We start from the raw sequence: 22,484 nt of genomic DNA on the forward strand, positions 1-22,484 counted from the left end.
CTTACTGCGAGTCGCGTACCATGTCCACGTGCGGCAGGCCGGCCTCGAGGAACTCCTCGCTGACAACCTTGAAGCCCAGGCGCTCGTAGAATGCGGTGGCATGCACTTGTGCGGTGAGCTTCTGCTGGCGCAGATCGCGGTTCTGCGCCTCGGCGATGGCGGCCTGCATCAGTGCGTCACCCACCTTGAGCCCGCGCCAGTCCTTGAGCACCGACACGCGCCCGATCTGGCCATCCTGCAACAGGCGGGCGGTGCCGATGGCGTAGTCACCCTCAAAGGCCAGGAAGTGCACGGCGATGTTGTCGTCGGCATCCCACTCCAGCTCTGGCGGCACGTTCTGCTCGGCAATGAACACCGATTCGCGGATACGGCGGATGTCGGCGTTGTCTTTCTGCCAATCGGCCAGGCGTACTTCGATCTTATTCATTGGCAAATCCCAGGCTTCCTTGCTTGACCAGTTCGCAGATCAGGGTAAGGCCATTTTCGTCGCCAAGCCATGGCGCGAGGTTTTCCACGTGCAGGGCGTCGGCGGCGCAGATCAGCTTGAGCAGGTCGCGCAGTTCGCCCGGCAGCAGGCGGCTCTGGCCGCTGGCGAACAGCAGCACGTTGTTGTCGACTTCCGACCAGGCCAGGCGCGCGCTCGGGTTGCGGATCAGGATCGCACCCTGTTCCAGGCTGTCGATCAGGTCTTCTTCGCTCAGTGCCTCGCCAGCCACCAGTTCCGGGTAGCGTGGTTCGGTCATGAACTGGCCGAACCAGGTCAGCAGCAGGCGCTCGTCGCTCATGTGCTCGGCCAGCAGGCCCTTGAGGCGGTCCAGGGCGTCGCGCTGGATCTGGTGCGGGTCGCTCACTGGCTGGGCGTCGGCGTCGGTGTAGCGCTCTTCGTCAGGCAGGAACTGGCTGAGGAAGTCGGTGAAGTGGGTCAGCACTTCGGCGGCGCTCGGCGCGCGGAAGCCGACCGAATAGGTCAGGCAGTCGTCTTCGGCCACACCGTAGTGGGCCAGGCGCGGTGGCAGGTAGAGCATGTCGCCCGGTTCCAGGGTCCACTCATCGGTCTGCTCGAAGTCGGCCAGGATGCGCAGGTCGGCGTGCTCGATCAGCGGGCTGTCGCTGTCGCACATCTGGCCGATCTTCCAGTTGCGCTTGCCCTGGCCTTGCAGCAGGAACACGTCGTAGTTGTCGAAGTGCGGGCCCACGCTGCCACCCGGGGCGGCGAAGCTGATCATCACGTCGTCGATGCGCCAGCTTGGCAGAAAGCGAAAGCTCTCCAGCAGCTCGCCCACTTCCGGCACGAACTGGTCGACGGCTTGTACCAGCAGGGTCCAGTCGCGCTCAGGCAGGGTGCTGAAGGTATCGTCGTCGAACGGGCCGCGGCGCAGTTCCCACGGGCGCTCGCCATGTTCGATGACCAGGCGCGATTCGACTTCCTCTTCCAGTGCCAGGCCGGCCAGTTCATCGGCATCGATCGGGCTTTCGAAATCAGGGAAGGCCTGGCGAACCAGCAGGGGCTTCTTCTGCCAGTAGTCGCGCAGGAATTCGCGGGCAGTCAGGCCGCCCAGCAGCTGAAGTGGGGTATCAGGATTCATGTGTAACCTATTGAAAAAAAGTAATTTTCTTTCAGCAATAAAAACGCCCGGCCAAGCCGGGCGTCAAAACGCGGGGGCAATCAGATGCGTTTGGCTTGTGCCGCGGCATTACCGATGTAGTTGGCCGGGGTCAGCTTCTTCAGCTCGGCGCGGGCTTCGGCCGGCATGTCCAGGCCATCGATGAAGGTTAACAGCGCTTCAGGGCTGATACCTTTGCCGCGGGTCAGCTCTTTGAGCTTCTCGTACGGGTTTTCGATGTCGTAGCGGCGCATCACGGTCTGGATCGGCTCGGCCAGGACTTCCCAGCAGGCGTCCAGGTCTTCGGCGATGCGGGCTTCGTTGATTTCCAGCTTGCTGATGCCCTTGAGACTGGCCTCGTAGGCGATCACGCTGTGGGCGAAACCGACGCCCAGGTTGCGCAGCACGGTGGAGTCGGTCAGGTCGCGCTGCCAGCGCGAGATCGGCAGCTTGCTGGCCAGGTGCTGGAACAGCGCGTTGGCGATGCCCAGGTTGCCTTCGGAGTTCTCGAAGTCGATCGGGTTGACCTTGTGCGGCATGGTCGAGGAACCGATTTCGCCGGCAATGGTGCGCTGCTTGAAGTAGCCCAGCGAGATGTAGCCCCAGATATCGCGATCGAAGTCGATCAGGATGGTATTGAAGCGGGCGATCGCGTCGAACAGCTCGGCAATGTAGTCATGCGGTTCGATCTGGGTGGTGTAGGGGTTGAACACCAGGCCCAGCTCGTCTTCGATGAAGGCGCGGGCGTTGGCTTCCCAGTCGATCTGCGGGTAGGCCGACAGGTGGGCGTTGTAGTTGCCCACGGCGCCGTTGATCTTGCCCAGCAGCGGCACGGCGGCAACCTGGGCGATCTGGCGCTCCAGGCGGTACACCACGTTGGCCAGCTCTTTGCCCAGGGTAGTCGGCGAAGCCGGTTGGCCGTGGGTGCGCGACAGCATTGGTACGTCGGCGAAGCGGTGGGCCAGTTCGCGGATCGACTCGGCGATCTGGCGCATCAGCGGCAGCAGCACGCTGTCGCGGCCTTCGCGCAGCATCAGGCCGTGGGACAGGTTGTTGATGTCCTCGCTGGTGCAGGCGAAGTGGATGAACTCGCTGACCTTGGCCAGTTCCGGCAGCTGGGCGGCCTGCTCCTTGAGCAGGTACTCGATGGCCTTGACGTCGTGGTTGGTGGTGCGCTCGATCTCTTTGACGCGCTCGGCGTGCTCGAGGGCGAAGTCGTCGGCCAGGGCGTTGAGCACGGCGTTGGCTTCGGCGGAAAACGCTGGTACTTCAGCGATTTGCGGGTGGGCGGCCAGGCGCTGGAGCCAGCGGACCTCGACCAGGGCGCGGAAACGGATCAGGCCGTATTCGCTGAAGATGGGGCGCAGGGCCTGGGTTTTGCCGGCGTAGCGGCCGTCAACAGGGGAAACCGCAGTGAGCGAGGAAAGCTGCATGGGGTGTTCTCGGACAGTCGGGCAACGAAAAGGGCGCATATCATACATGAAAAACGCGCCCGGGTTTTGAGGGTGACAAAAGGTCTTTCGGGCCTTTTCGCTGGCAAGCCAGCGAAGGCCGCGACGTGGCCAGGGTCAGCCGCGCAGCATCGGGTACAGCTCCTTGAGCAGCTTGCGCCGGCTGATCACCAGCTGCCAGCGGTGCCCGCCCAGCTGGCGCCACAGGCGCGCAGCACGGATGCCGGCCAGCAGCAGGGCGCGGATCTTCGAGGCATTGTTGGGCTGCTGCAGGTTGCGCATGTCGCCATGCACCTGGATACGCTGGCGCAGGGTGCTCAGGGTGTCCTGGTAGAGGGCGCCGCACGAAGCGATCACGTTTTCATGCACCAGGCCGAAATGATCGGCCTGGGACTGGATCTGCGGCAGGCGCTTGCCGATGGTGTCGAGCATGTCGCCACGCTTGGCCAGCTGGCGCTCCAGGCCCAGCATCGACAAGGCGTAGCGCAGCGGCTCGCGCTGCAGGCTGGCAGGGTCGCGCTCCAGCGCGCTGGCCAGGGCGCGGTAGCCATCCTTGAGGTTCAGGTCGTCACCGCCGAACACCTCCAGGGTGTCCTTGGGGTCGCGTACCAGCAGGCTGCCGAGCATGCAGCCCAGGTCGGCCTCGCTGGCCTGGCCCGTGCGGGCGATTCGGTCGACCAGCACGGCGGCCTGGAATACCCCGCCCAGGGCCACCAGTTGCTCTTGCATCTGGTTCATCAGCGGCTGCTCCAGGGCTCGGCCACTTCGATCACACCGCCCCCCAGGCATACCTCACCGTCATAGAACACCACCGACTGGCCCGGCGTCACGGCGCGCTGCGGCTCGTCGAAAACGGCGCGGTAGCCGCTTGCGGTGCGTTCCAGGGTGCACGCCTGGTCGCTCTGGCGGTAGCGCACCTTGGCCGTCAGCTGGCGCGGGCTGGAGAGTTCGACGGGATTGACCCAGAAGATCTCCGAGGCGAGCAGGGCGCGGGAGAACAGCCACGGGTGCTCGTTGCCCTGGCCGACCACCAGCACGTTGCGGCTGAGGTCTTTCTCCAGCACGTACCACGGCTCGTCGCTGGCATCCTTGAGGCCGCCGATGCCCAGGCCCTGACGCTGGCCGATGGTGTGGTACATCAGGCCGTGGTGCTGGCCGATGACTTCACCCTCGGTGGTCTGGATTTCACCGGGCTGCGCCGGCAGGTACTGCTTGAGAAAATCGCTGAAGCGGCGCTCGCCGATAAAGCAGATACCGGTGGAGTCCTTCTTCTTGGCCGTGGCCAGGCCGTGTTTTTCGGCGATGGCGCGCACCTCGGGCTTTTCCAGTTCGCCCACCGGGAACAGCGTGCGGGCGATCTGCTCGCCGCCGACGGCGTGCAGGAAGTAGCTCTGGTCCTTGTTCGGGTCCAGGCCCTTGAGCAGCTCGGTACGCCCGTCGATGTCGCGGCGGCGCACATAGTGGCCGGTGGCGATCAGGTCGGCACCGAGCATCAGGGCGTAGTCGAGGAACGCCTTGAACTTGATTTCGCGGTTGCACAGGATGTCCGGGTTCGGCGTGCGCCCGGCCTTGTACTCTTCCAGGAAGTGCTCGAACACGTGGTCCCAGTACTCGGCGGCAAAGTTGGCAGTGTGCAGCTTGATGCCGATGCGGTCGCACACGGCCTGGGCATCGGCCAGGTCTTCGCGGGCGGTGCAGTATTCGGTGCCGTCGTCCTCTTCCCAGTTCTTCATGAACAGGCCTTCCACCTGGTAGCCCTGCTCGATCAGCAGGAGGGCGGAGACGGAAGAGTCCACGCCGCCGGACATGCCGACGATGACGCGTGTCTTTTCGGGTTCGTAGAGTGCTGGACTGGTCATAGGTACCGGCTGTGTATCTGGAAAAAGACGTCGATTCTATCAGGCTGCGCCGCGCAAGGCGAAAGCCGCGGCTTCAATTGCGGATCAGGCTCAGGCTGTGCAGCGGGCCGGCCAGGTAGTCGTCGATGCATTGCGGCACTAGCTCGCTGCGCCAGCGCTCGGGGTCGGCCAGCAGTTCGTCGCGGGTGAGCCAGGTGGCGCGCACGATGTCGGTGTCCAGGGCGCGTTCGGGGTGGTGGCGAAGCGGGCGGGCAGCGAAGCAGATGCGCTGGTAGGTCACGCCGTTGCTGGGGGCGGTATAGAGGTAGATGCCGACGATGCCGGTAAGCTCGACGTCCCAGGCGGTTTCTTCGAGGGTCTCGCGCAGGGCGGCTTCGAGCAGGGTTTCGTTGGCTTCGAGGTGGCCGGCGGGCTGGTTGAAGACGTGCCGGCCGGCCTTGAATTCCTCGACCAGCAGGAAGCGGCCGTTGTCTTCGACGATGGTGGCGACGGTGATGTGGGGTTGCCAGGTCATGCGGGTGCCTTCGTAGTGGGGTGGCGTGCCTCTTCGCCGATGTCCAGAAAGCACAAACCCCGGTGCGTGGCCGGGGTCTGTGTGTCAGCTCAAGCCAACCTTACAGCGCGGCAACCGCGTTGTTGAAGGTCTGGCTCGGGCGCATTGCCTTGGCGGTCAGCTCGGCATCGGGGTAGTAGTAACCACCGATTTCAACCGGCTTGCCCTGGACTGCGTTGAGCTCGGCGACGATGGTCGCTTCGTTCTCGGTCAGTGCCTTGGCCAGCGGTGCGAAGCGTGCTTGCAGCGCCGCGTCATCGGTCTGTGCAGCCAGTGCCTGGGCCCAGTACAGGGTCAGGTAGAAGTGGCTGCCACGGTTGTCGATGCTGCCAACCTTGCGCGCAGGGGACTTGTTGTTGTCCAGGAACTGGCCGGTGGCCTGGTCCAGGGTCGCAGCCAGTACCTTGGCCTTGGGGTTGGCGTAGGCGGTGCTCAGGTGCTCGAGCGAAGCTGCCAGGGCCAGGAACTCGCCCAGCGAATCCCAGCGCAGGAAGTTTTCTTCCACCAGCTGTTGCACGTGCTTGGGTGCCGAACCGCCGGCGCCGGTTTCGAACAGGCCGCCGTTGTTCATCAGCGGCACGATCGACAGCATCTTGGCGCTGGTGCCCAGCTCCATGATCGGGAACAGGTCGGTCAGGTAGTCACGCAGCACGTTGCCGGTGACCGAGATGGTGTCTTTGCCGGCACGGATGCGCTGCAGCGAAACCTTCATGGCCTCGACAGGCGACAGGACACGGATGTCCAGGCCGGTGGTGTCGTGGTCTTTCAGGTACTTCTGGACCTTCTCGATCAGCACGCCGTCGTGGGCGCGTTGCGGGTCGAGCCAGAAGATCGCCGGGGTGGCGCTGGCGCGGGCACGGTTGACGGCCAGCTTGACCCAGTCCTGAATCGGCGCGTCCTTGGTCTGGCACATGCGGAAGATGTCGCCGGCTTCGACGTCCTGGGACAGCAGCAGGTTGCCCTTGCCGTCGACGACGCGGATCACGCCATCAGCCTTGGCCTGGAAGGTCTTGTCGTGGGAGCCGTACTCTTCGGCCTTCTGTGCCATCAGGCCGACGTTCGGCACGCTGCCCATGGTGGTAGGGTCGAAGGCGCCGTGTTGCTTGCAGTCTTCGATCACCGCCTGGTAGATGGTGGCGTAGCAGCGATCCGGGATCACTGCCTTGGTGTCCTGCAGCTGGCCTTCGGTGTTCCACATCTTGCCCGAGTCGCGGATCATCGCCGGCATCGAGGCGTCGACGATGACGTCGCTCGGCACGTGCAGGTTGGTGATGCCCTTGTCGGAGTTGACCATGGCCAGCGCCGGGCGCACGGCATACACGGCCTGCACGTCGGCTTCGATCTGGGCCTGCTGTTCGGCTGGCAGGTCCTTGATGCGGGCGTACAGGTCGCCGATGCCGTTGTTCAGGTTGAAGCCGACCTGCTCCAGTACGGCGGCGTGCTTGGTCAGCGCGTCCTTGTAGTACTCGGCGACGATCTGGCCGAACATGATCGGGTCGGAGACCTTCATCATGGTGGCTTTCAGGTGAACCGACAGCAGTACGCCCTGGGCCTTGGCTTCTTCGATCTGGGCAGCGATGAAGCTGCGCAGGGCCTTGGTGCTGAGCACGGCGCAGTCGACGATTTCGCCGGCCTTGACCGCGGTCTTTTCTTTCAGGACGGTGGTCGAACCGTCCTTGGCCAGCAGTTCGATGCGCAGGCTGTCATCGGCTTCGATCAGCGCGGCTTTTTCGCTGCCGTAGAAGTCGCCGTTGTCCATGTGCGCGACGTGCGACTTGGAGTCGGCTGCCCAGGCGCCCATCTTGTGCGGGTGCTTGCGGGCGTAGTTCTTGACCGACAGCGGTGCGCGGCGGTCGGAGTTGCCTTCGCGCAGTACCGGGTTCACGGCGCTGCCCTTGATGCGGTCGTAGCGGGCGCGGGCTTCTTTTTCCGCGTCGGTGCTGACGGTGTCCGGGTAGTCCGGGATGTTGAAGCCCTTGGCTTGCAGTTCCTTGATCGCGGCCTTCAGCTGCGGTACCGAGGCGCTGATGTTCGGCAGCTTGATGATGTTGGCTTCAGGCGTGGTTGCCAGTTGGCCCAGTTCTGCCAGGTGGTCGGCCACTTGCTTGTCGGCGCCGAGCTGTTCAGGGAAGGCAGAGAGGATACGGCCAGCGAGCGAGATGTCACGGGTTTCGACGGCGATGTCGGCAGTGGCGGTGAACGCTTCGACGATGGGCAGCAGTGAGTAGGTGGCGAGGGCGGGGGCTTCGTCGGTGAAGGTGTAGATGATCTTGGATCGGGTGGGCATATTCGGGTTAACTCTCTGTTTTGCTGAGCGTGCGCGGAATCTCGAGGGGTGCGCAGGATAGGCGCTTCGCTCAAGCGGATCCATGAGCAGAAAGTCGAGGATTCCGGGCTGTGATGGTGGGTTGCATCAGTCGAGTGTCAAACGGCTGAACTGCGGTAACAGCCCAGTCTTGTCGGGGCCGGACGTCTCTATTCGGACCAGTCGCCCCCAGTGACCCTTTGGTCACCGGCGGAGTATATCAAACCCTTGGTCGTAATCATCAAGGTCAACATGTCGGATGGCCACTTTTAGACCAAAGACGTAGAGCGTTTTACGCTGGTATGACGGTTTTTTCGGCGAGGTTTGCGTCTGCGTTCAACTGGGTTAGGCTCTGGGGATTGCATGAAGTCCTATCAACCAGAAAAAAGCGGAGTGCAGCATGGGATACCAGAAAATCAAGGTTCCGGCAGTCGGTGACAAAATCACCGTCAACGCAGACCATTCTCTCAATGTTCCCGACAATCCGATCATCCCCTTCATTGAAGGTGACGGTATTGGCGTCGATGTCAGCCCGGTGATGATCAAGGTGGTCGATGCTGCAGTCGAAAAGGCTTATGGCGGCAAGCGCAAGATCTCCTGGATGGAAGTGTACGCCGGCGAGAAGGCCACCCAGGTCTACGACCAGGACACCTGGCTGCCCCAGGAAACCCTGGATGCGGTGAAAGACTACGTGGTATCGATCAAGGGCCCGCTGACCACCCCGGTCGGCGGCGGCATCCGTTCGCTGAACGTCGCCCTGCGCCAGCAACTGGACCTGTACGTGTGCCTGCGTCCGGTGGTGTGGTTCGAGGGTGTGCCCAGCCCGGTGAAAAAACCTGGCGACGTCGACATGGTGATCTTTCGCGAGAACTCCGAGGACATCTATGCCGGCATCGAGTGGAAGGCCGGCTCGCCCGAGGCGAACAAGGTCATCAAGTTCCTCAAGGAGGAAATGGGTGTCACCAAGATCCGCTTCGACCAGGATTGCGGCATCGGCATCAAGCCGGTTTCCAAGGAAGGCACCCAGCGCCTGGTGCGCAAGGCCCTGCAGTATGTGGTGGATAACGACCGCGAGTCGCTGACCATCGTGCACAAGGGCAACATCATGAAGTTCACCGAGGGGGCCTTCAAGGACTGGGGCTACGAGGTGGCCAAGAACGAATTCGGCGCCGAGCTGCTCGATGGCGGCCCGTGGATGAAATTCAAGAACCCCAAGACCGGGCGTGAAGTGATCGTCAAGGACGCCATTGCCGACGCCATGCTCCAGCAGATCCTGCTGCGTCCGGCCGAGTACGACGTGATCGCCACCCTCAACCTGAACGGTGACTACCTGTCCGACGCCCTGGCGGCGGAAGTGGGCGGTATCGGTATCGCGCCGGGTGCCAACCTGTCGGACACCGTGGCCATGTTCGAGGCCACCCACGGCACGGCGCCCAAGTATGCCGGCAAGGATCAGGTCAACCCTGGTTCGGTGATCCTGTCGGCCGAGATGATGCTGCGTCACCTGGGCTGGACAGAGGCAGCGGACCTGATCATCAAGGGCACCAACGGGGCTATCAAGGCCAAGACCGTGACCTACGACTTCGAACGCCTGATGGAAGGTGCGACGCTGGTGTCGAGCTCGGGCTTCGGTGAGGCGCTGATCAAGCACATGTAAGCGGGCAGCAAAAGGCCGGCCTGTCCGAGAGGGCAGGCCGGCCCTGGTGTTCCTGGGGTGTTCAGGCGTCGATCGTGGTCGCGCTGCCGGCGGGCTCGCTCTGGGCGCTGGTGACGACGGGTCTTATGTTCTGCGCATGAAACCCCTTGGGTGCCTGAATGATATCGAATGTGACGACTTGTCCGGCCTTCAGGGTCTTGTAACCTTCCATGTTAATGGCAGAGAAGTGGGCAAACAGGTCCTCATCCTTGCCATCCTCGTTGATGAATCCGAATCCCTTGGCATTGTTGAACCACTTGACTTTGCCGGTTGCCATCCTCATATCCCTCTGCAAAGGACTCCATCACTGGAGTATCATCCACTCCATCCGCCTATGAACCTGCGAAAATTCTGGTTGACTGCGCGGATCTTTATCGACCACGGTGGGCTCTTATTGGTTGTAACACCGATTTGCCGATAGTCAAGGTCAGGCGACGGCCGTTCCGGCGTGTGGCCAGGCGGTCCACATTCAACCTTAACCTGTCGAAATGATGAATTTCTTTCCATGCATGCACATAGCCAGATTCGACTAACATTCAATCAGGATCGCCCGCAGCAGGATGAGGACGATGGCTCTGGTCTGGCGGTACAGGAAGCCAAGCCCGCGCTGCAGGCACCACCGATGTACAAGGTGGTTTTGTTCAACGATGACTACACACCGATGGATTTCGTCGTCGAAGTGCTCGAGGTGTTTTTTAACCTGAATCGCGAGCTGGCGACCAAGGTCATGCTGGCCGTCCATACAGAAGGGCGGGCAGTGTGCGGATTGTTTACCCGCGACATCGCCGAGACCAAGGCCATGCAGGTCAACCAATACGCCCGGGAAAGCCAGCATCCGCTACTCTGTGAAATCGAGAAGGACGGTTAATCGCCGACCACTTGGGTATGAGGTGAAGCTATGTTAAACCGCGAGCTCGAAGTCACCCTCAATCTGGCCTTCAAGGAGGCCCGTTCGAAGCGTCATGAGTTCATGACCGTCGAACACCTTCTGCTGGCGCTTTTGGATAATGAGGCCGCCGCAACCGTTTTGCGTGCCTGTGGAGCCAACCTCGACAAGCTCAAGCACGACCTGCAGGAGTTCATCGACTCCACCACGCCACTGATCCCCGTGCATGATGAAGACCGCGAGACCCAGCCAACCCTGGGCTTCCAGCGGGTGCTTCAGCGTGCCGTGTTCCATGTACAGAGCTCGGGTAAACGTGAAGTCACCGGCGCCAATGTGCTGGTGGCGATCTTCAGCGAGCAGGAAAGCCAGGCGGTGTTCCTGCTCAAACAGCAAAGTGTCGCGCGAATCGACGTGGTCAACTACATCGCTCACGGTATCTCCAAGGTGCCGGGCCATGGCGAACACCAGGACGGCGAGCAGGACATGCAGGACGAAGACGGCGGCGAAGCCTCGTCCTCGAGCAATCCGCTGGATGCTTATGCCAGCAACCTCAACGAGCTGGCACGCCAGGGGCGTATCGACCCGCTGGTGGGGCGCGAGACCGAGGTCGAGCGCGTGGCGCAGATCCTTGCGCGTCGGCGCAAGAACAACCCGCTGCTGGTGGGCGAGGCCGGGGTGGGCAAGACCGCCATCGCCGAAGGCCTGGCCAAGCGTATCGTCGACGGTCAGGTGCCTGACCTGCTGGCCCAGAGCGTGGTCTATTCGCTGGACCTGGGCGCCTTGCTGGCCGGTACCAAGTACCGTGGCGACTTCGAGAAGCGCTTCAAGGCGCTGCTCGGCGAACTGCGCAAGCGTCCGCAGGCGATCCTGTTCATCGACGAAATCCACACCATCATCGGCGCCGGTGCGGCATCGGGCGGGGTGATGGATGCGTCCAACCTGCTCAAGCCGCTGCTGTCTTCGGGTGATATCCGTTGCATCGGCTCGACTACGTTCCAGGAGTTCCGCGGCATCTTCGAGAAGGACCGGGCCCTGGCGCGGCGCTTCCAGAAGGTGGATGTCAGCGAGCCGTCGGTGGAAGACACCATCGGCATCCTGCGCGGCCTCAAGGGGCGTTTCGAGTCCCATCACAGCATCGAGTACAGCGATGAGTCGCTGCGTGCCGCAGCGGAGCTTGCAGCGCGCTACATCAATGACCGTCACATGCCAGACAAGGCCATCGACGTGATCGACGAGGCGGGGGCGTACCAGCGCCTGCAGCCGGTAGAGAAGCGCGTCAAGCGCATCGATGTGCAGCAGGTGGAAGACATCGTCGCCAAGATTGCGCGCATTCCGCCAAAGCACGTCACCAGTTCCGACAAGGAGCTGCTGCGCAACCTGGAGCGCGACCTGAAGCTGACCGTGTTTGGCCAGGATGCCGCGATCGATTCGCTGGCCACCGCCATCAAGCTGTCGCGTGCGGGCCTGAAGGCGCCGGACAAGCCGGTGGGCTCGTTCCTGTTTGCAGGCCCTACCGGGGTCGGCAAGACCGAGGCGGCGCGTCAGCTGGCCAAGGCGCTGGGGGTCGAGCTGGTGCGTTTCGACATGTCCGAGTACATGGAGCGTCACACCGTGTCGCGCCTGATCGGTGCGCCTCCGGGCTATGTCGGTTTCGACCAGGGCGGCCTGTTGACCGAAGCCATCACCAAGCAGCCACATTGCGTGCTGCTGCTCGATGAAATCGAGAAGGCTCACCCGGAAGTCTTCAACCTGCTGCTGCAGGTGATGGACCACGGTACCCTGACCGACAACAACGGGCGCAAGGCGGACTTTCGCAACGTCATCGTGATCATGACCACCAACGCCGGCGCCGAGACTGCGGCACGGGCCTCGATCGGGTTTACCCATCAGGACCACTCGTCCGACGCGATGGAAGTGATCAAGAAGAGCTTCACGCCGGAGTTCCGCAACCGTCTGGACACCATCATCCAGTTTGGTCGCCTGAGCCACGAAGTGATCAAGAGCGTGGTCGACAAGTTCCTCACCGAACTGCAGGCCCAGCTGGAAGACAAGCGCGTACTGCTGGAGGTGTCGGATGCTGCTCGCAGCTACCTGGCAGCCGGTGGCTACGATGCGCAGATGGGGGCGCGGCCCATGGCACGGCTTATCCAGGACAAGATCAAGCGGCCGCTGGCCGAAGAGATCCTGTTTGGCGAGCTGGCCGAGCATGGCGGCGTGGTGCACATCGACCTGCGCGATGGCGAGCTGGTGTTCGACTTCGAGACCACGGCCGAGATGGCCTGATCGCGTTCGCCGGCACGGCCGGCTCCTGCGGGGTGATGCTGCCCTGGTAGGAGTCGGCCTTGCCGGCGAGGCTTTTCAGGCAGGCACGCAAAAACGCCCGGCACTGGCCGGGCGTTCTTGTGTGTAGCGTTTAGCGGGCGCGGTAGGTGATGCGCCCTTTGCTCAGGTCATAAGGCGTCAGTTCGACGCGGACCTTGTCGCCGGTGAGAATACGGATGTAGTTCTTGCGCATCTTGCCGGAGATATGCGCGGTAACGACGTGCCCATTTTCCAACTCCACGCGGAACATGGTGTTGGGCAGGGTGTCGACGACAGTGCCTTCCATTTCGAAGCTGTCTTCTTTCGACATGCAGTAAAGCCCTCGGTGTCCAGTTGCCGGCCCGGTGCAACTGCGCCAGGCTAAAAAGTGGCGTGCATTGTGCCCGAAAAATGGGGTTCAAGCCAAGGGTTTCAGTTAAGCGTGACCCATCGTTGATTGATCAGCAGCTCGATGGGGCGGTACTGGGTCTTGTAATTCATCTTTTTGCAGTTCTTGATCCAGTACCCGAGATAGACCGCTTCAAGCCCCAGGCGCAGGGTTTCGCTGATCTGCCAGAGGATCGCGAAACGTCCCAGGCTGCGCCGTTCTTCCTGGGGTTCGTAGAAGGTGTACACCGCCGATACGCCGTTGGGCAGCAGGTCGGTGACCGCCACCGCCAGCAGCTTGCCGTCCAGGCGAAACTCGTAGAAGCGTGAAAACGGCAGGTCGCGGACCAGGAAGGTGGAGAACTGGTCGCGGCTGGGCGGGTACATGTCGCCGTCGGCATGGCGCTGCTCGATGTAGCGGCGGTACAGCTCGAAGTATTCTTCGTTGAACCGAGGGCGTGCGGGGGTCACCACCAGGTCGGCGTTGCGCTTGATGATGCGCTTCTGCTGGCGATTGGGCGTAAAGCGAGCCGCCGGGATGCGCGCAGGTACGCACGCATTGCAGTTCTGGCAATGCGGGCGGTACAGGTGGTCGCCGCTGCGACGAAAGCCCATTTCCGACAGGTCTGCGTAGACGTTGGCGTCCATTGGCTGGCTCGGGTCGAGAAACAGCGTGGTGGCTTGCTCGTCTGGCAGGTAGCTGCAGGCATGGGGTTGAGTGGCATAAAACTTCAACCGCGCCAGCTCTGTCATGATCAACCCCTCGGGAGGTGCGTTTGGATTAAGTGTAAGCCAGCTGTGAAAACTCGCCTAGCAAACGCCAGGACGTCAGGCCCAGCTGACGTTGGCCGGCTGGTCGAGGTAGTTGCGCAGGTACTCGGCAAAGGCGCTGCGGGCGATGGCGCGGGCGCCGAGGCTGTGCAGGTGGTTGGTGGGCATCTGGCAGTCGATGAGCACGAAGCCGGCCGCCTTGAGGTGTTCCACCAGGTGCACGAAGCCCACCTTGGAGGCGTTGTCGGCGCGGCTGAACATCGATTCGCCAAAGAACAGGCGGCCCATGGCCAGGCCGTAGAGCCCGCCCACCAGCTCGCCGTTTTCGCGCACTTCCACCGAGTGGGCGAAGCCCTGCTGGTGCAGCGTGAGGTAGGCAGCCTGCATGGGGGCGGTGATCCAGGTGCCGTCGGCATAGTCGCGAGGCGCCGCACAGGCACTGATCACGCTGGCAAAGTCCTGGTCGAAGCTGACCTGATAGCGGCCCTGGCGAATGACCTTGCGCAGCGAGCGCGACACGTGCAGCTCGTCCGGGAACAACACGGTGCGCGGGTCGGGCGACCACCACAGGATCGGCTGGCCGTCCTGGTACCAGGGGAAGCAGCCATGGCGATAGGCCTGCACCAGGCGCTCGGCACTCAGGTCGCCGCCGGCGGCGAGCAGGCCGTTGGGTTCGTGCAGGGCCTTTTCCAGGGGCGGGAAGTCCAGGTTGTTGCGGCTCAGCCAGGTCAGCATGGAGGTGGGTCGCCGTGCGGTGGAGGAGGGGAGGGGAAGGATCGCCGCAAAAGGCTTCGTCGGCAAGGCCGGCGCCTGCCGTTGCGCCGCCGGCGTTGGCGGGCGGCGCAACTTAACCTGCACTATGCTGTCCCAACTACGCAAAAACCCCGCATAAGCCTTTGTCACAAAAGAGAATGCGTGCTCAAATTGCCGTATAGGAAATTGGCCCCCGTTTACGCCTCGTTCCGGCGTGCCGTCATGGCGGCAGGCGGGCAGTAATGTTAAAAGTAGTGGTTTGTTGACCCGGTCGCCCGGTCGACCCCTGTTGGACGCGCATTGAGCGCAGGAATAGACGCGTTTTGAAGAAATCCACCGCAACACCCAACCCCGAGCCGATCTGGCGCCAGCAGCTGCACTACCGGCTCAAGGAAGGTGCGCTGATCGCCATGGGCGCGCTGTGCCTTTACCTGTGGATGGCCCTGCTCACCTACGACCAGGCCGACCCGGGCTTCAGCCATACCAGCAATGTCGAGCAGGTGCAGAACGCCGCCGGTCGCGCCGGGGCGTTCTTTGCCGACGTGTTGTTCATGGTGCTGGGCTATTTCGCCTATATCTTCCCGTTGCTGCTGGCGATCAAGACCTGGCAGATCTTCCGCGAACGTCATCAGCCCTGGCAGTGGAGCGGCTGGCTGTTCTCCTGGCGTTTGATCGGCCTGGTGTTCCTGGTGCTGTCGGGCGCCGCGCTGGCGCATATCCATTTCCATTCGGCCCCGAGCCTGCCGGCCTCGGCGGGCGGCGCGCTGGGCGAAAGCCTGGGTGACCTGGCCAAGAACGCGCTGAACGTGCAGGGCAGCACCCTGATGTTCATCGCGCTGTTCCTGTTCGGCCTGACCGTGTTCACCGACCTGTCGTGGTTCAAGGTGATGGACATCACCGGCAAGATCACCCTCGACCTGTTCGAACTGTTCCAGGGTGCGGCCAACCGCTGGTGGACCGGGCGCAACGAGCGCAAGCGCCTGGTTGCCCAACTGCGTGAAGTCGACGAGCAGGTGCACGACGTGGTGGCGCCTGTGGTGCCCGACCGCCGCGAGCAGCTCAAGGCCAAGGAACGCATCATCGAGCGCGATACCGCGTTGAGCAAGCATGTGGCCGAACGCGAGCAGCATGTGCCACCGGTGATCATGCCGGCGCCGGCCAAGGCGCCAGAGCCGAGCAAGCGCGTGCAGAAGGAAAAGCAGGCGCCGTTGTTCGTGGACAGCGCCATCGAAGGCACGCTGCCACCGATTTCGATTCTCGACCCGGCCGAGAAGAAGAAGGTCAACTATTCGCCAGAGTCCCTGGCGGGCGTGGGCCATCTGCTGGAAATCAAGCTCAAGGAGTTCGGGGTTGAAGTGTCGGTGGACTCGATCCACCCCGGCCCTGTGATCACCCGCTACGAAATCCAGCCGGCCGCCGGGGTCAAGGTCAGCCGCATCGCCAACCTGGCCAAGGACCTGGCGCGCTCGCTGGCGGTAACCAGCGTGCGCGTGGTCGAAGTGATCCCGGGCAAGACCACGGTGGGTATCGAGATCCCCAACGAAGACCGCCAGATCGTGCGCTTCTCCGAGGTGCTGTCGTCGCCGCAGTATGACGAGGCCAAGTCGCCTGTGACCATGGCCCTGGGTCACGATATCGGCGGCAAGCCGGTGATCACCGACCTGGCCAAGATGCCGCACCTGCTGGTGGCCGGTACCACAGGTTCCGGTAAATCGGTGGGCGTGAACGCGATGATCCTGTCGATCCTGTTCAAGTCCGGCCCCGAAGACGCCAAATTGATCATGATCGACCCGAAGATGCTCGAACTGTCGATCTACGAAGGCATCCCGCACCTGCTGTGCCCGGTGGTCACCGACATGAAGGACGCCGCCAATGCCCTGCGCTGGAGCGTGGCCGAGATGGAGCGCCGCTACAAGCTGATGGCGGCCATGGGCGTGCGCAACCTGGCCGGCTTCAACCGCAAGATCAAGGACGCCGAAGAGGCGGGCGAGCCGATCTACGACCCGATGTTCAAGCGCGAAAGCATGGATGACGTGCCGCCGCTGCTCAAGACCCTGCCGACCATCGTGGTGGTGGTGGACGAATTCGCCGACATGATGATGATCGTCGGCAAGAAGGTCGAAGAACTTATCGCCCGTATCGCGCAGAAGGCGCGGGCTGCCGGTATCCACCTGATCCTGGCCACCCAGCGTCCGTCGGTGGACGTGATCACCGGCCTGATCAAGGCCAACATCCCGACCCGCATGGCGTTCCAGGTATCGAGCAAGATCGACTCGCGTACCATCATCGACCAGGGCGGCGCCGAACAACTGCTGGGCCATGGTGACATGCTGTACATGCCGCCGGGCACAAGCCTGCCGATTCGCGTGCACGGCGCCTTCGTGTCCGACGAAGAGGTTCACCGCGTGGTCGAGGCCTGGAAGCTGCGCGGCGCCCCGGACTACAACGACGACATCCTCAGCGGTGTCGAAGAGGCCGGCAGCGGCTTCGATGGGGGCGGTGGTGGTGGCGGTGACGATGACGCCGAAACCGACGCGCTGTACGACGAGGCCGTGCAGTTCGTGCTCGAAAGCCGTCGTGCCTCCATTTCCGCGGTACAGCGCAAGCTCAAGATTGGCTACAACCGCGCCGCCCGCATGATCGAGGCGATGGAAATGGCCGGTGTGGTCACTGCCATGAACACCAACGGTTCGCGTGAAGTGATTGCGCCCGGACCGATGCGCGACTGATGATTCCTTATCTGCCGGCGGCCATTGACGGCCGCCGGCCCACCCCTACTGCAACGAGGATTTCCATGCGCCTGATTCGCATGCTGTTGGTTTCCGCCATGGCCCTGTCCAGCGCTTCGGTTTTCGCCGCAGAGGCAGACGTCAAAAGCCTGACCCAATTGCTGGAGACGTCCAAGACCATTTCTGCCGGTTTCTCGCAACTGACCCTCGATGGCAGCGGCACCCAGTTGCAGGAAACCACCGGTCAGATGGCGGTACAGCGCCCTGGTCTGTTCTACTGGCACACCGATGCGCCTGCCGAGCAGGTGGTGGTGTCGGACGGCAAGAAGGTGACCCTGTGGGACCCGGACCTGGAGCAGGCGACCATCAAGAAGCTCGACGAGCGTCTGACCGAAACGCCGGCCTTGCTGTTGTCGGGTGATATCTCGAAAATCAGCCAGAGCTTCGATATCACCTCCATGCAACAGGGTGACGTGATCGATTTCACGCTCAAGCCCAAAACCAAGGACACCCTGTTCGACTCGCTGCGCCTGTCCTTCCGCAAGGGGCTGGTGAACGATATGCAACTGATCGACAGCGTCGGCCAGCGCACCAATATCCTGTTCAGCGGGGTCAAGGCCAATGAGCCGATCCCGGCGAGCAAATTCAAGTTCGTCGTGCCCGAAGGCGCCGACGTGATTCAAGAGTAAAGAGGTCAAGCCCGCGTCCATGGACCTGTTTCGAAGTGACCCTGTTGCCCAGCCCTTGGCCGCGCGCCTGCGCCCGGCCAACCTGGACGAATACGTCGGCCAGCAGCACCTGCTGGCGCGCGGCAAGCCGCTGCGCGAGGCACTGGAGCAGGGCGCGCTGCACTCGATGATCTTCTGGGGCCCGCCCGGGGTGGGCAAGACCACCCTGGCGCGTTTGCTGGCACAGTTCTGCGAGGCGCACTTCGAGACTGTTTCAGCCGTACTGGCCGGGGTCAAGGAGATCCGCCAGGCGGTGGAGATCGCCAAGCAGCAGGCCGCACAGTACGGGCGGCGCACCATCCTGTTCGTCGACGAAGTGCACCGCTTCAACAAGTCGCAGCAGGACGCCTTTCTGCCGTATGTGGAAGACGGCACGCTGATCTTCATCGGCGCCACCACCGAAAACCCCTCGTTCGAACTCAACAACGCCCTGCTGTCGCGGGCGCGCGTATATGTGCTCAAGAGCCTGGACGAAGCCGCGTTGCACCGCCTGGTGGAGCGCGCACTGACCGAGGAGCGCGGCCTGGGCAAGCGCAACCTGAGCCTGGGCGACGAAGCCTTCAAGATGCTGCTGGCTGCCGCCGATGGCGATGGCCGGCGCCTGCTCAACCTGCTGGAGAATGCCTCGGACCTGGCCGAAGACGGCAGCGAGATCGGGGTGGAGCTGCTGCAAAGCCTGCTCGGCGATACCCGTCGACGTTTCGACAAGGGCGGCGAGGCCTTCTACGATCAGATTTCCGCATTGCACAAATCGGTGCGCGGCTCCAACCCCGATGGGGCGCTGTACTGGTTCGCACGCATGCTCGATGGCGGCTGCGACCCGTTGTACCTGGCGCGGCGCGTGGTGCGCATGGCCAGCGAAGACATCGGCAACGCCGACCCGCGTGCGCTGAGCCTGTGTCTGGCCGCGTGGGACGTGCAGGAGCGCCTGGGCAGCCCCGAGGGCGAGCTGGCGGTGGCCCAGGCCATTACGTACCTGGCCTGTGCGCCCAAGAGCAACGCGGTGTACATGGGCTTCAAGACCGCCCTGCGCGAAGCCGCCGAGCATGGTTCGCTGGAAGTGCCGCTGCACCTGCGCAACGCACCCACCAAGCTGATGAAGCAACTGGGCTACGGCGACGAGTACCGTTATGCCCACGACGAGCCCGATGCCTATGCGGCGGGCGAAGACTACTTTCCCGATGACCTCGCGCCGCGCCAGTACTACCAGCCGGTGCCTCGCGGCCTGGAACTGAAGATCGGCGAGAAGCTGCGCCACCTGGCCGAACTCGATCGCCTGAGCCCGCGCCAGCGGAGGAAGCCATGATTGCCCTGGTGGCCGCAGTCAGCGCCGGGGGCATTGCCGGCACGCTGCTGCGCTTTGCCGCGGGAAATTGGGTCAATGCCCACTGGCCACGCCACTTCTATCTCGGTACGCTGGCGGTCAACCTGATTGGCTGCCTGCTGATCGGCTTGCTCTACGGGCTGTTTCTGCATCGCCCGCTGGTGCCGGTCGAGCTGCGCGCAGGCCTGATCGTCGGCTTCCTTGGCGGCCTGACGACCTTTTCATCCTTTTCCATGGACACCGTACGCCTGCTCGAAAGCGGGCAAGCGCCCCTGGCGTTCGGCTATGCCAGCCTCAGTGTAGTGGGTGGCCTGCTCGCCACCTGGGCCGGTTTGTCCTTGACCAAATTCTGAACCAGCGAGAAAACGATATGCTCGATTCCCAACTGTTACGCGGCCAACTTCAGGAAGTGGCGGATCGCCTGGCTTCCCGTGGCTTCAGCCTGGATGTCGCGCGCATCGAAGCACTTGAAGAGCGCCGCAAGTCTGTGCAGACCCGCACCGAACAGCTGCAGGCCGAGCGTAACGCCCGTTCCAAATCCATCGGCCAGGCCAAGGCCAAGGGTGAGGACATTGCCCCGCTGATGGCCGACGTCGAGCGCATGGCCAACGAACTGGCTGCCGGCAAGGTGGAGCTGGAAGGTATCCGCGAAGAGCTGGACGCTATCCTGCTGACCATCCCCAACCTGCCGGACGCCAGCGTACCGGTGGGCGCCGATGAAGACGACAACGTCGAAGTGCGCCGCTGGGGCACCCCGCGCAGCTTCGATTTTGCGATCCAGGACCACGTCGCCCTGGGCGAGCGCAACGGCTACCTCGACTTCGAGACCGCAGCCAAGCTGTCGGGCGCGCGGTTTGCCCTGCTGCGCGGCCCGATCGCCCGTCTGCACCGTGCCCTGGCGCAGTTCATGATCAACCTGCACACCGCCGAGCATGGCTACGAGGAAGCCTACACCCCGTACCTGGTACAGGCCCCGGCGCTGCAAGGTACCGGCCAGCTGCCCAAGTTCGAGGAAGACCTGTTCAAGATCAGCCGCGAAGGCGAGGCCGACTTCTACCTGATCCCGACGGCCGAAGTGTCGCTGACCAACATCGTGGCCGGCGAAATCGTCGATGCCAAGCAACTGCCGATCAAGTTCGTCGCCCACACGCCATGCTTTCGTAGCGAAGCCGGTGCGTCGGGTCGCGACACCCGCGGCATGATCCGCCAGCACCAGTTCGACAAGGTCGAGATGGTCCAGGTGGTCGAGCCGGGCAAGTCGATGGAAGCCCTCGAAGGCCTGACTGCCAACGCCGAGCGCGTGCTGCAGCTGCTGGAGCTGCCTTACCGCGTACTGTCGCTGTGCACCGGCGACATGGGCTTCAGTGCCGTGAAGACCTACGACCTGGAAGTGTGGGTGCCGAGCCAGGACAAGTACCGCGAAATTTCCTCGTGCTCCAACTGCGGCGACTTCCAGGCGCGCCGCATGCAGGCCCGCTGGCGCAACCCGGAAACCGGCAAGCCGGAGCTGGTGCACACCCTCAACGGCTCGGGCCTGGCTGTAGGCCGTACCCTGGTGGCAGTGCTGGAGAACTACCAGCAGGCTGATGGCAGCATCCGTGTACCGGACGTGCTCAAGCCTTACATGGGTGGCCTGGAGATCATCGGTTAAATGGAGTTCCTGCCGCTGTTCCACAACCTGCGGGGCAGCCAGGTGCTGGTCGTGGGTGGAGGCGAGATTGCCCTGCGCAAGTCTCGCCTGCTGGCCGATGCAGGTGCCGTGCTGCGGGTGGTTGCCCCTGAAATCGAGGGGCAGCTGGCCGAACTGGCACGCTCCAGTGGCGGCCAGACCCTGGCCCGCGGCTATCACGAAAGCGACCTCGACGGTTGTCAGCTGATCATCGCCGCCACCGACGACCAGGCGCTCAACGCCCAGGTATCGGCCGATGCGCGCCAGCGCTGTGTGCCGGTCAACGTGGTGGATGCGCCGGCCTTGTGCACGGTGATCTTCCCGGCGATCGTCGACCGTTCGCCACTGGTGGTGGCAGTGTCCAGCGGCGGCGATGCGCCGGTGCTGGCACGCCTGATCCGCGCCAAGCTGGAAACCTGGATTCCTGCCGCCTATGGCGAACTGGCCGGCCTGGCCGCGCGCTTTCGCCATCGGGTCAAGGAGCTGTACCCCGACGTGAACCAGCGTCGTGGGTTCTGGGAAGACGTGTTCCAGGGCCCGATTGCCGAGCGCCAGCTGGCCGGGCAGGGCGCCGAAGCCGAACGCCTGCTGCAGGCCAAGGTGGACGGCGCGCTGCCGCAGACCTCGGGCGAGGTGTACCTGGTGGGGGCGGGGCCGGGTGATCCGGACTTGCTGACCTTCCGTGCGCTGCGCCTGATGCAGCAGGCCGATGTGGTGCTGTACGACCGCCTGGTGGCGCCCGCCATCATCGAGTTGTGCCGGCGCGACGCCGAGCGCATCTACGTGGGCAAGCGCCGCGCCGATCACAGTGTGCCGCAGGACCAGATCAACCAGCTGCTGGTGACCCTGGCCAAGCAAGGCAAGCGCGTGCTGCGCCTCAAGGGCGGCGATCCGTTCATCTTCGGCCGGGGTGGAGAGGAGATCGAAGAGCTGGCCGAGCATGGCATACCCTTCCAGGTGGTGCCGGGCATCACTGCGGCCAGCGGCTGCTCGGCGTATGCCGGCATCCCGCTGACCCATCGCGATTATGCCCAGTCGGTGCGCTTCGTGACCGGCCACCTCAAGGACGGTACCAGCAACCTGCCGTGGAATGACCTGGTGGCGCCTGCGCAGACCCTGGTGTTCTACATGGGGCTGGTGGGCTTGCCGACCATCTGTGCCGAGCTGATTCGTCACGGTCGTGCGGCTAGTACGCCGGCGGCGCTGGTGCAGCAGGGCACTACCACCAACCAGCGGGTGTTTACCGGCACCCTGGCCGACCTGCCGCAACTGGTGGCGGAGCATGAAGTGCATGCGCCGACGCTGGTGATCGTGGGCGAGGTGGTGCAGCTTCGCGAGAAGCTGGCATGGTTCGAAGGGGCTCAGTAACAACAGCTTCGCCAGCAAGGCTGGCTCCTGCAGGTACACGCGACCCACTGCAGGAGCCAGCCTTGCTGGCGAAGGGGCCCTTCAACCCCTGATCAAAAAC

The 22,484-nt window shown here is 63.3% G+C and carries 20 protein-coding genes; 9 read left to right on the top strand and 11 right to left on the bottom strand.

The genetic code is table 11. The features are described from left to right. Position 1 precedes the first annotated feature (1 nt). The 7 genes from QMX96_RS13590 to QMX96_RS13620 form a co-directional block, all read right to left on the bottom strand. Positions 2-427, bottom strand: a complete 426-nt coding sequence (locus QMX96_RS13590) for a GNAT family N-acetyltransferase (protein ID WP_043860862.1) — start codon at positions 425-427, stop codon at positions 2-4. Beyond that, positions 420-1,586, bottom strand: a complete 1,167-nt coding sequence (locus tag QMX96_RS13595; protein WP_282361903.1) for a cupin domain-containing protein — start codon at positions 1,584-1,586, stop codon at positions 420-422. The genes QMX96_RS13590 and QMX96_RS13595 overlap by 8 nt, the downstream gene beginning before the upstream one ends. Before the next feature lie 80 nt (positions 1,587-1,666). After that, complete coding sequence (gene purB, locus QMX96_RS13600; protein ID WP_043860860.1) at positions 1,667-3,037, bottom strand: adenylosuccinate lyase; 1,371 nt, start codon at positions 3,035-3,037, stop codon at positions 1,667-1,669. 135 nt (positions 3,038-3,172) lie between these two features. Beyond that, positions 3,173-3,793: a high frequency lysogenization protein HflD gene (hflD, locus tag QMX96_RS13605; RefSeq protein WP_043860859.1), complete on the bottom strand. Its 621-nt coding sequence runs from the start codon at positions 3,791-3,793 to the stop codon at positions 3,173-3,175. Continuing rightward, the gene (mnmA, locus tag QMX96_RS13610; RefSeq protein ID WP_282361904.1) at positions 3,793-4,914 is read right to left on the bottom strand and encodes a tRNA 2-thiouridine(34) synthase MnmA; all 1,122 of its coding nucleotides are present in this window, start codon (positions 4,912-4,914) and stop codon (positions 3,793-3,795) included. The genes hflD and mnmA overlap by 1 nt, the downstream gene beginning before the upstream one ends. A gap of 73 nt (positions 4,915-4,987) precedes the next feature. Beyond that, positions 4,988-5,428: an NUDIX hydrolase gene (locus tag QMX96_RS13615; RefSeq protein ID WP_054915102.1), complete on the bottom strand. Its 441-nt coding sequence runs from the start codon at positions 5,426-5,428 to the stop codon at positions 4,988-4,990. Between the two features lie 100 nt (positions 5,429-5,528). Continuing rightward, complete coding sequence (locus QMX96_RS13620; RefSeq protein WP_043860856.1) at positions 5,529-7,754, bottom strand: NADP-dependent isocitrate dehydrogenase; 2,226 nt, start codon at positions 7,752-7,754, stop codon at positions 5,529-5,531. A gap of 418 nt (positions 7,755-8,172) precedes the next feature. On the opposite strand from QMX96_RS13620, the gene icd reads away from it, so the two are divergent. Then, complete coding sequence (gene icd, locus QMX96_RS13625; protein ID WP_043860855.1) at positions 8,173-9,429, top strand: NADP-dependent isocitrate dehydrogenase; 1,257 nt, start codon at positions 8,173-8,175, stop codon at positions 9,427-9,429. A gap of 61 nt (positions 9,430-9,490) precedes the next feature. Here the strand turns inward: icd and cspD are convergent, their stop codons facing one another. Next, positions 9,491-9,745: a cold shock domain-containing protein CspD gene (gene cspD / locus QMX96_RS13630; RefSeq protein ID WP_058541364.1), complete on the bottom strand. Its 255-nt coding sequence runs from the start codon at positions 9,743-9,745 to the stop codon at positions 9,491-9,493. A 228-nt stretch (positions 9,746-9,973) separates the two neighbouring features. On the opposite strand from cspD, the gene clpS reads away from it, so the two are divergent. Continuing rightward, positions 9,974-10,336, top strand: a complete 363-nt coding sequence (gene clpS, locus QMX96_RS13635; RefSeq protein WP_043860853.1) for an ATP-dependent Clp protease adapter ClpS — start codon at positions 9,974-9,976, stop codon at positions 10,334-10,336. 30 nt (positions 10,337-10,366) lie between these two features. Then, positions 10,367-12,637, top strand: a complete 2,271-nt coding sequence (gene clpA, locus QMX96_RS13640; RefSeq protein ID WP_043860852.1) for an ATP-dependent Clp protease ATP-binding subunit ClpA — start codon at positions 10,367-10,369, stop codon at positions 12,635-12,637. 130 nt (positions 12,638-12,767) lie between these two features. Here the strand turns inward: clpA and infA are convergent, their stop codons facing one another. The 3 genes from infA to aat form a co-directional block, all read right to left on the bottom strand. Further along, complete coding sequence (gene infA / locus QMX96_RS13645; RefSeq protein ID WP_002553999.1) at positions 12,768-12,986, bottom strand: translation initiation factor IF-1; 219 nt, start codon at positions 12,984-12,986, stop codon at positions 12,768-12,770. A gap of 101 nt (positions 12,987-13,087) precedes the next feature. Next, positions 13,088-13,795: an arginyltransferase gene (locus QMX96_RS13650; protein WP_043860851.1), complete on the bottom strand. Its 708-nt coding sequence runs from the start codon at positions 13,793-13,795 to the stop codon at positions 13,088-13,090. A gap of 75 nt (positions 13,796-13,870) precedes the next feature. Then, on the bottom strand, positions 13,871-14,548 hold the full coding sequence (aat, locus tag QMX96_RS13655) for a leucyl/phenylalanyl-tRNA--protein transferase (protein ID WP_043860850.1): 678 nt from the start codon (positions 14,546-14,548) through the stop codon (positions 13,871-13,873). 341 nt (positions 14,549-14,889) lie between these two features. On the opposite strand from aat, the gene ftsK reads away from it, so the two are divergent. From ftsK to cysG, 6 genes are all read left to right on the top strand, one after another. After that, positions 14,890-17,295: a DNA translocase FtsK gene (ftsK, locus tag QMX96_RS13660; protein WP_058541214.1), complete on the top strand. Its 2,406-nt coding sequence runs from the start codon at positions 14,890-14,892 to the stop codon at positions 17,293-17,295. 65 nt (positions 17,296-17,360) lie between these two features. Then, positions 17,361-17,984 (top strand): outer membrane lipoprotein chaperone LolA, encoded by a 624-nt coding sequence (lolA, locus tag QMX96_RS13665; protein WP_282361906.1) that lies wholly within the window; start codon positions 17,361-17,363, stop codon positions 17,982-17,984. A 19-nt stretch (positions 17,985-18,003) separates the two neighbouring features. Continuing rightward, complete coding sequence (locus QMX96_RS13670; RefSeq protein WP_043860847.1) at positions 18,004-19,329, top strand: replication-associated recombination protein A; 1,326 nt, start codon at positions 18,004-18,006, stop codon at positions 19,327-19,329. Further along, entirely contained in the window at positions 19,326-19,700 is a 375-nt protein-coding gene (crcB, locus tag QMX96_RS13675) for a fluoride efflux transporter CrcB (protein WP_043860846.1), read from the top strand. Before QMX96_RS13670 ends, crcB begins: the two co-directional genes overlap by 4 nt. A gap of 17 nt (positions 19,701-19,717) precedes the next feature. Further along, positions 19,718-20,998 carry a serine--tRNA ligase gene (gene serS, locus QMX96_RS13680; protein WP_043860845.1) on the top strand — a complete coding sequence of 427 codons (1,281 nt, stop codon included), beginning with the start codon at positions 19,718-19,720 and terminating at the stop codon, positions 20,996-20,998. Continuing rightward, positions 20,999-22,384, top strand: coding sequence for a siroheme synthase CysG (cysG, locus tag QMX96_RS13685; RefSeq protein ID WP_043860844.1), 1,386 nt, complete (start codon positions 20,999-21,001; stop codon positions 22,382-22,384). Positions 22,385-22,484: the final 100 nt, after the last annotated feature.

The organism is Pseudomonas sp. PS01300 (genome assembly GCF_029960155.1).
Classification (GTDB): domain Bacteria; phylum Pseudomonadota; class Gammaproteobacteria; order Pseudomonadales; family Pseudomonadaceae; genus Aquipseudomonas; species Aquipseudomonas palmensis.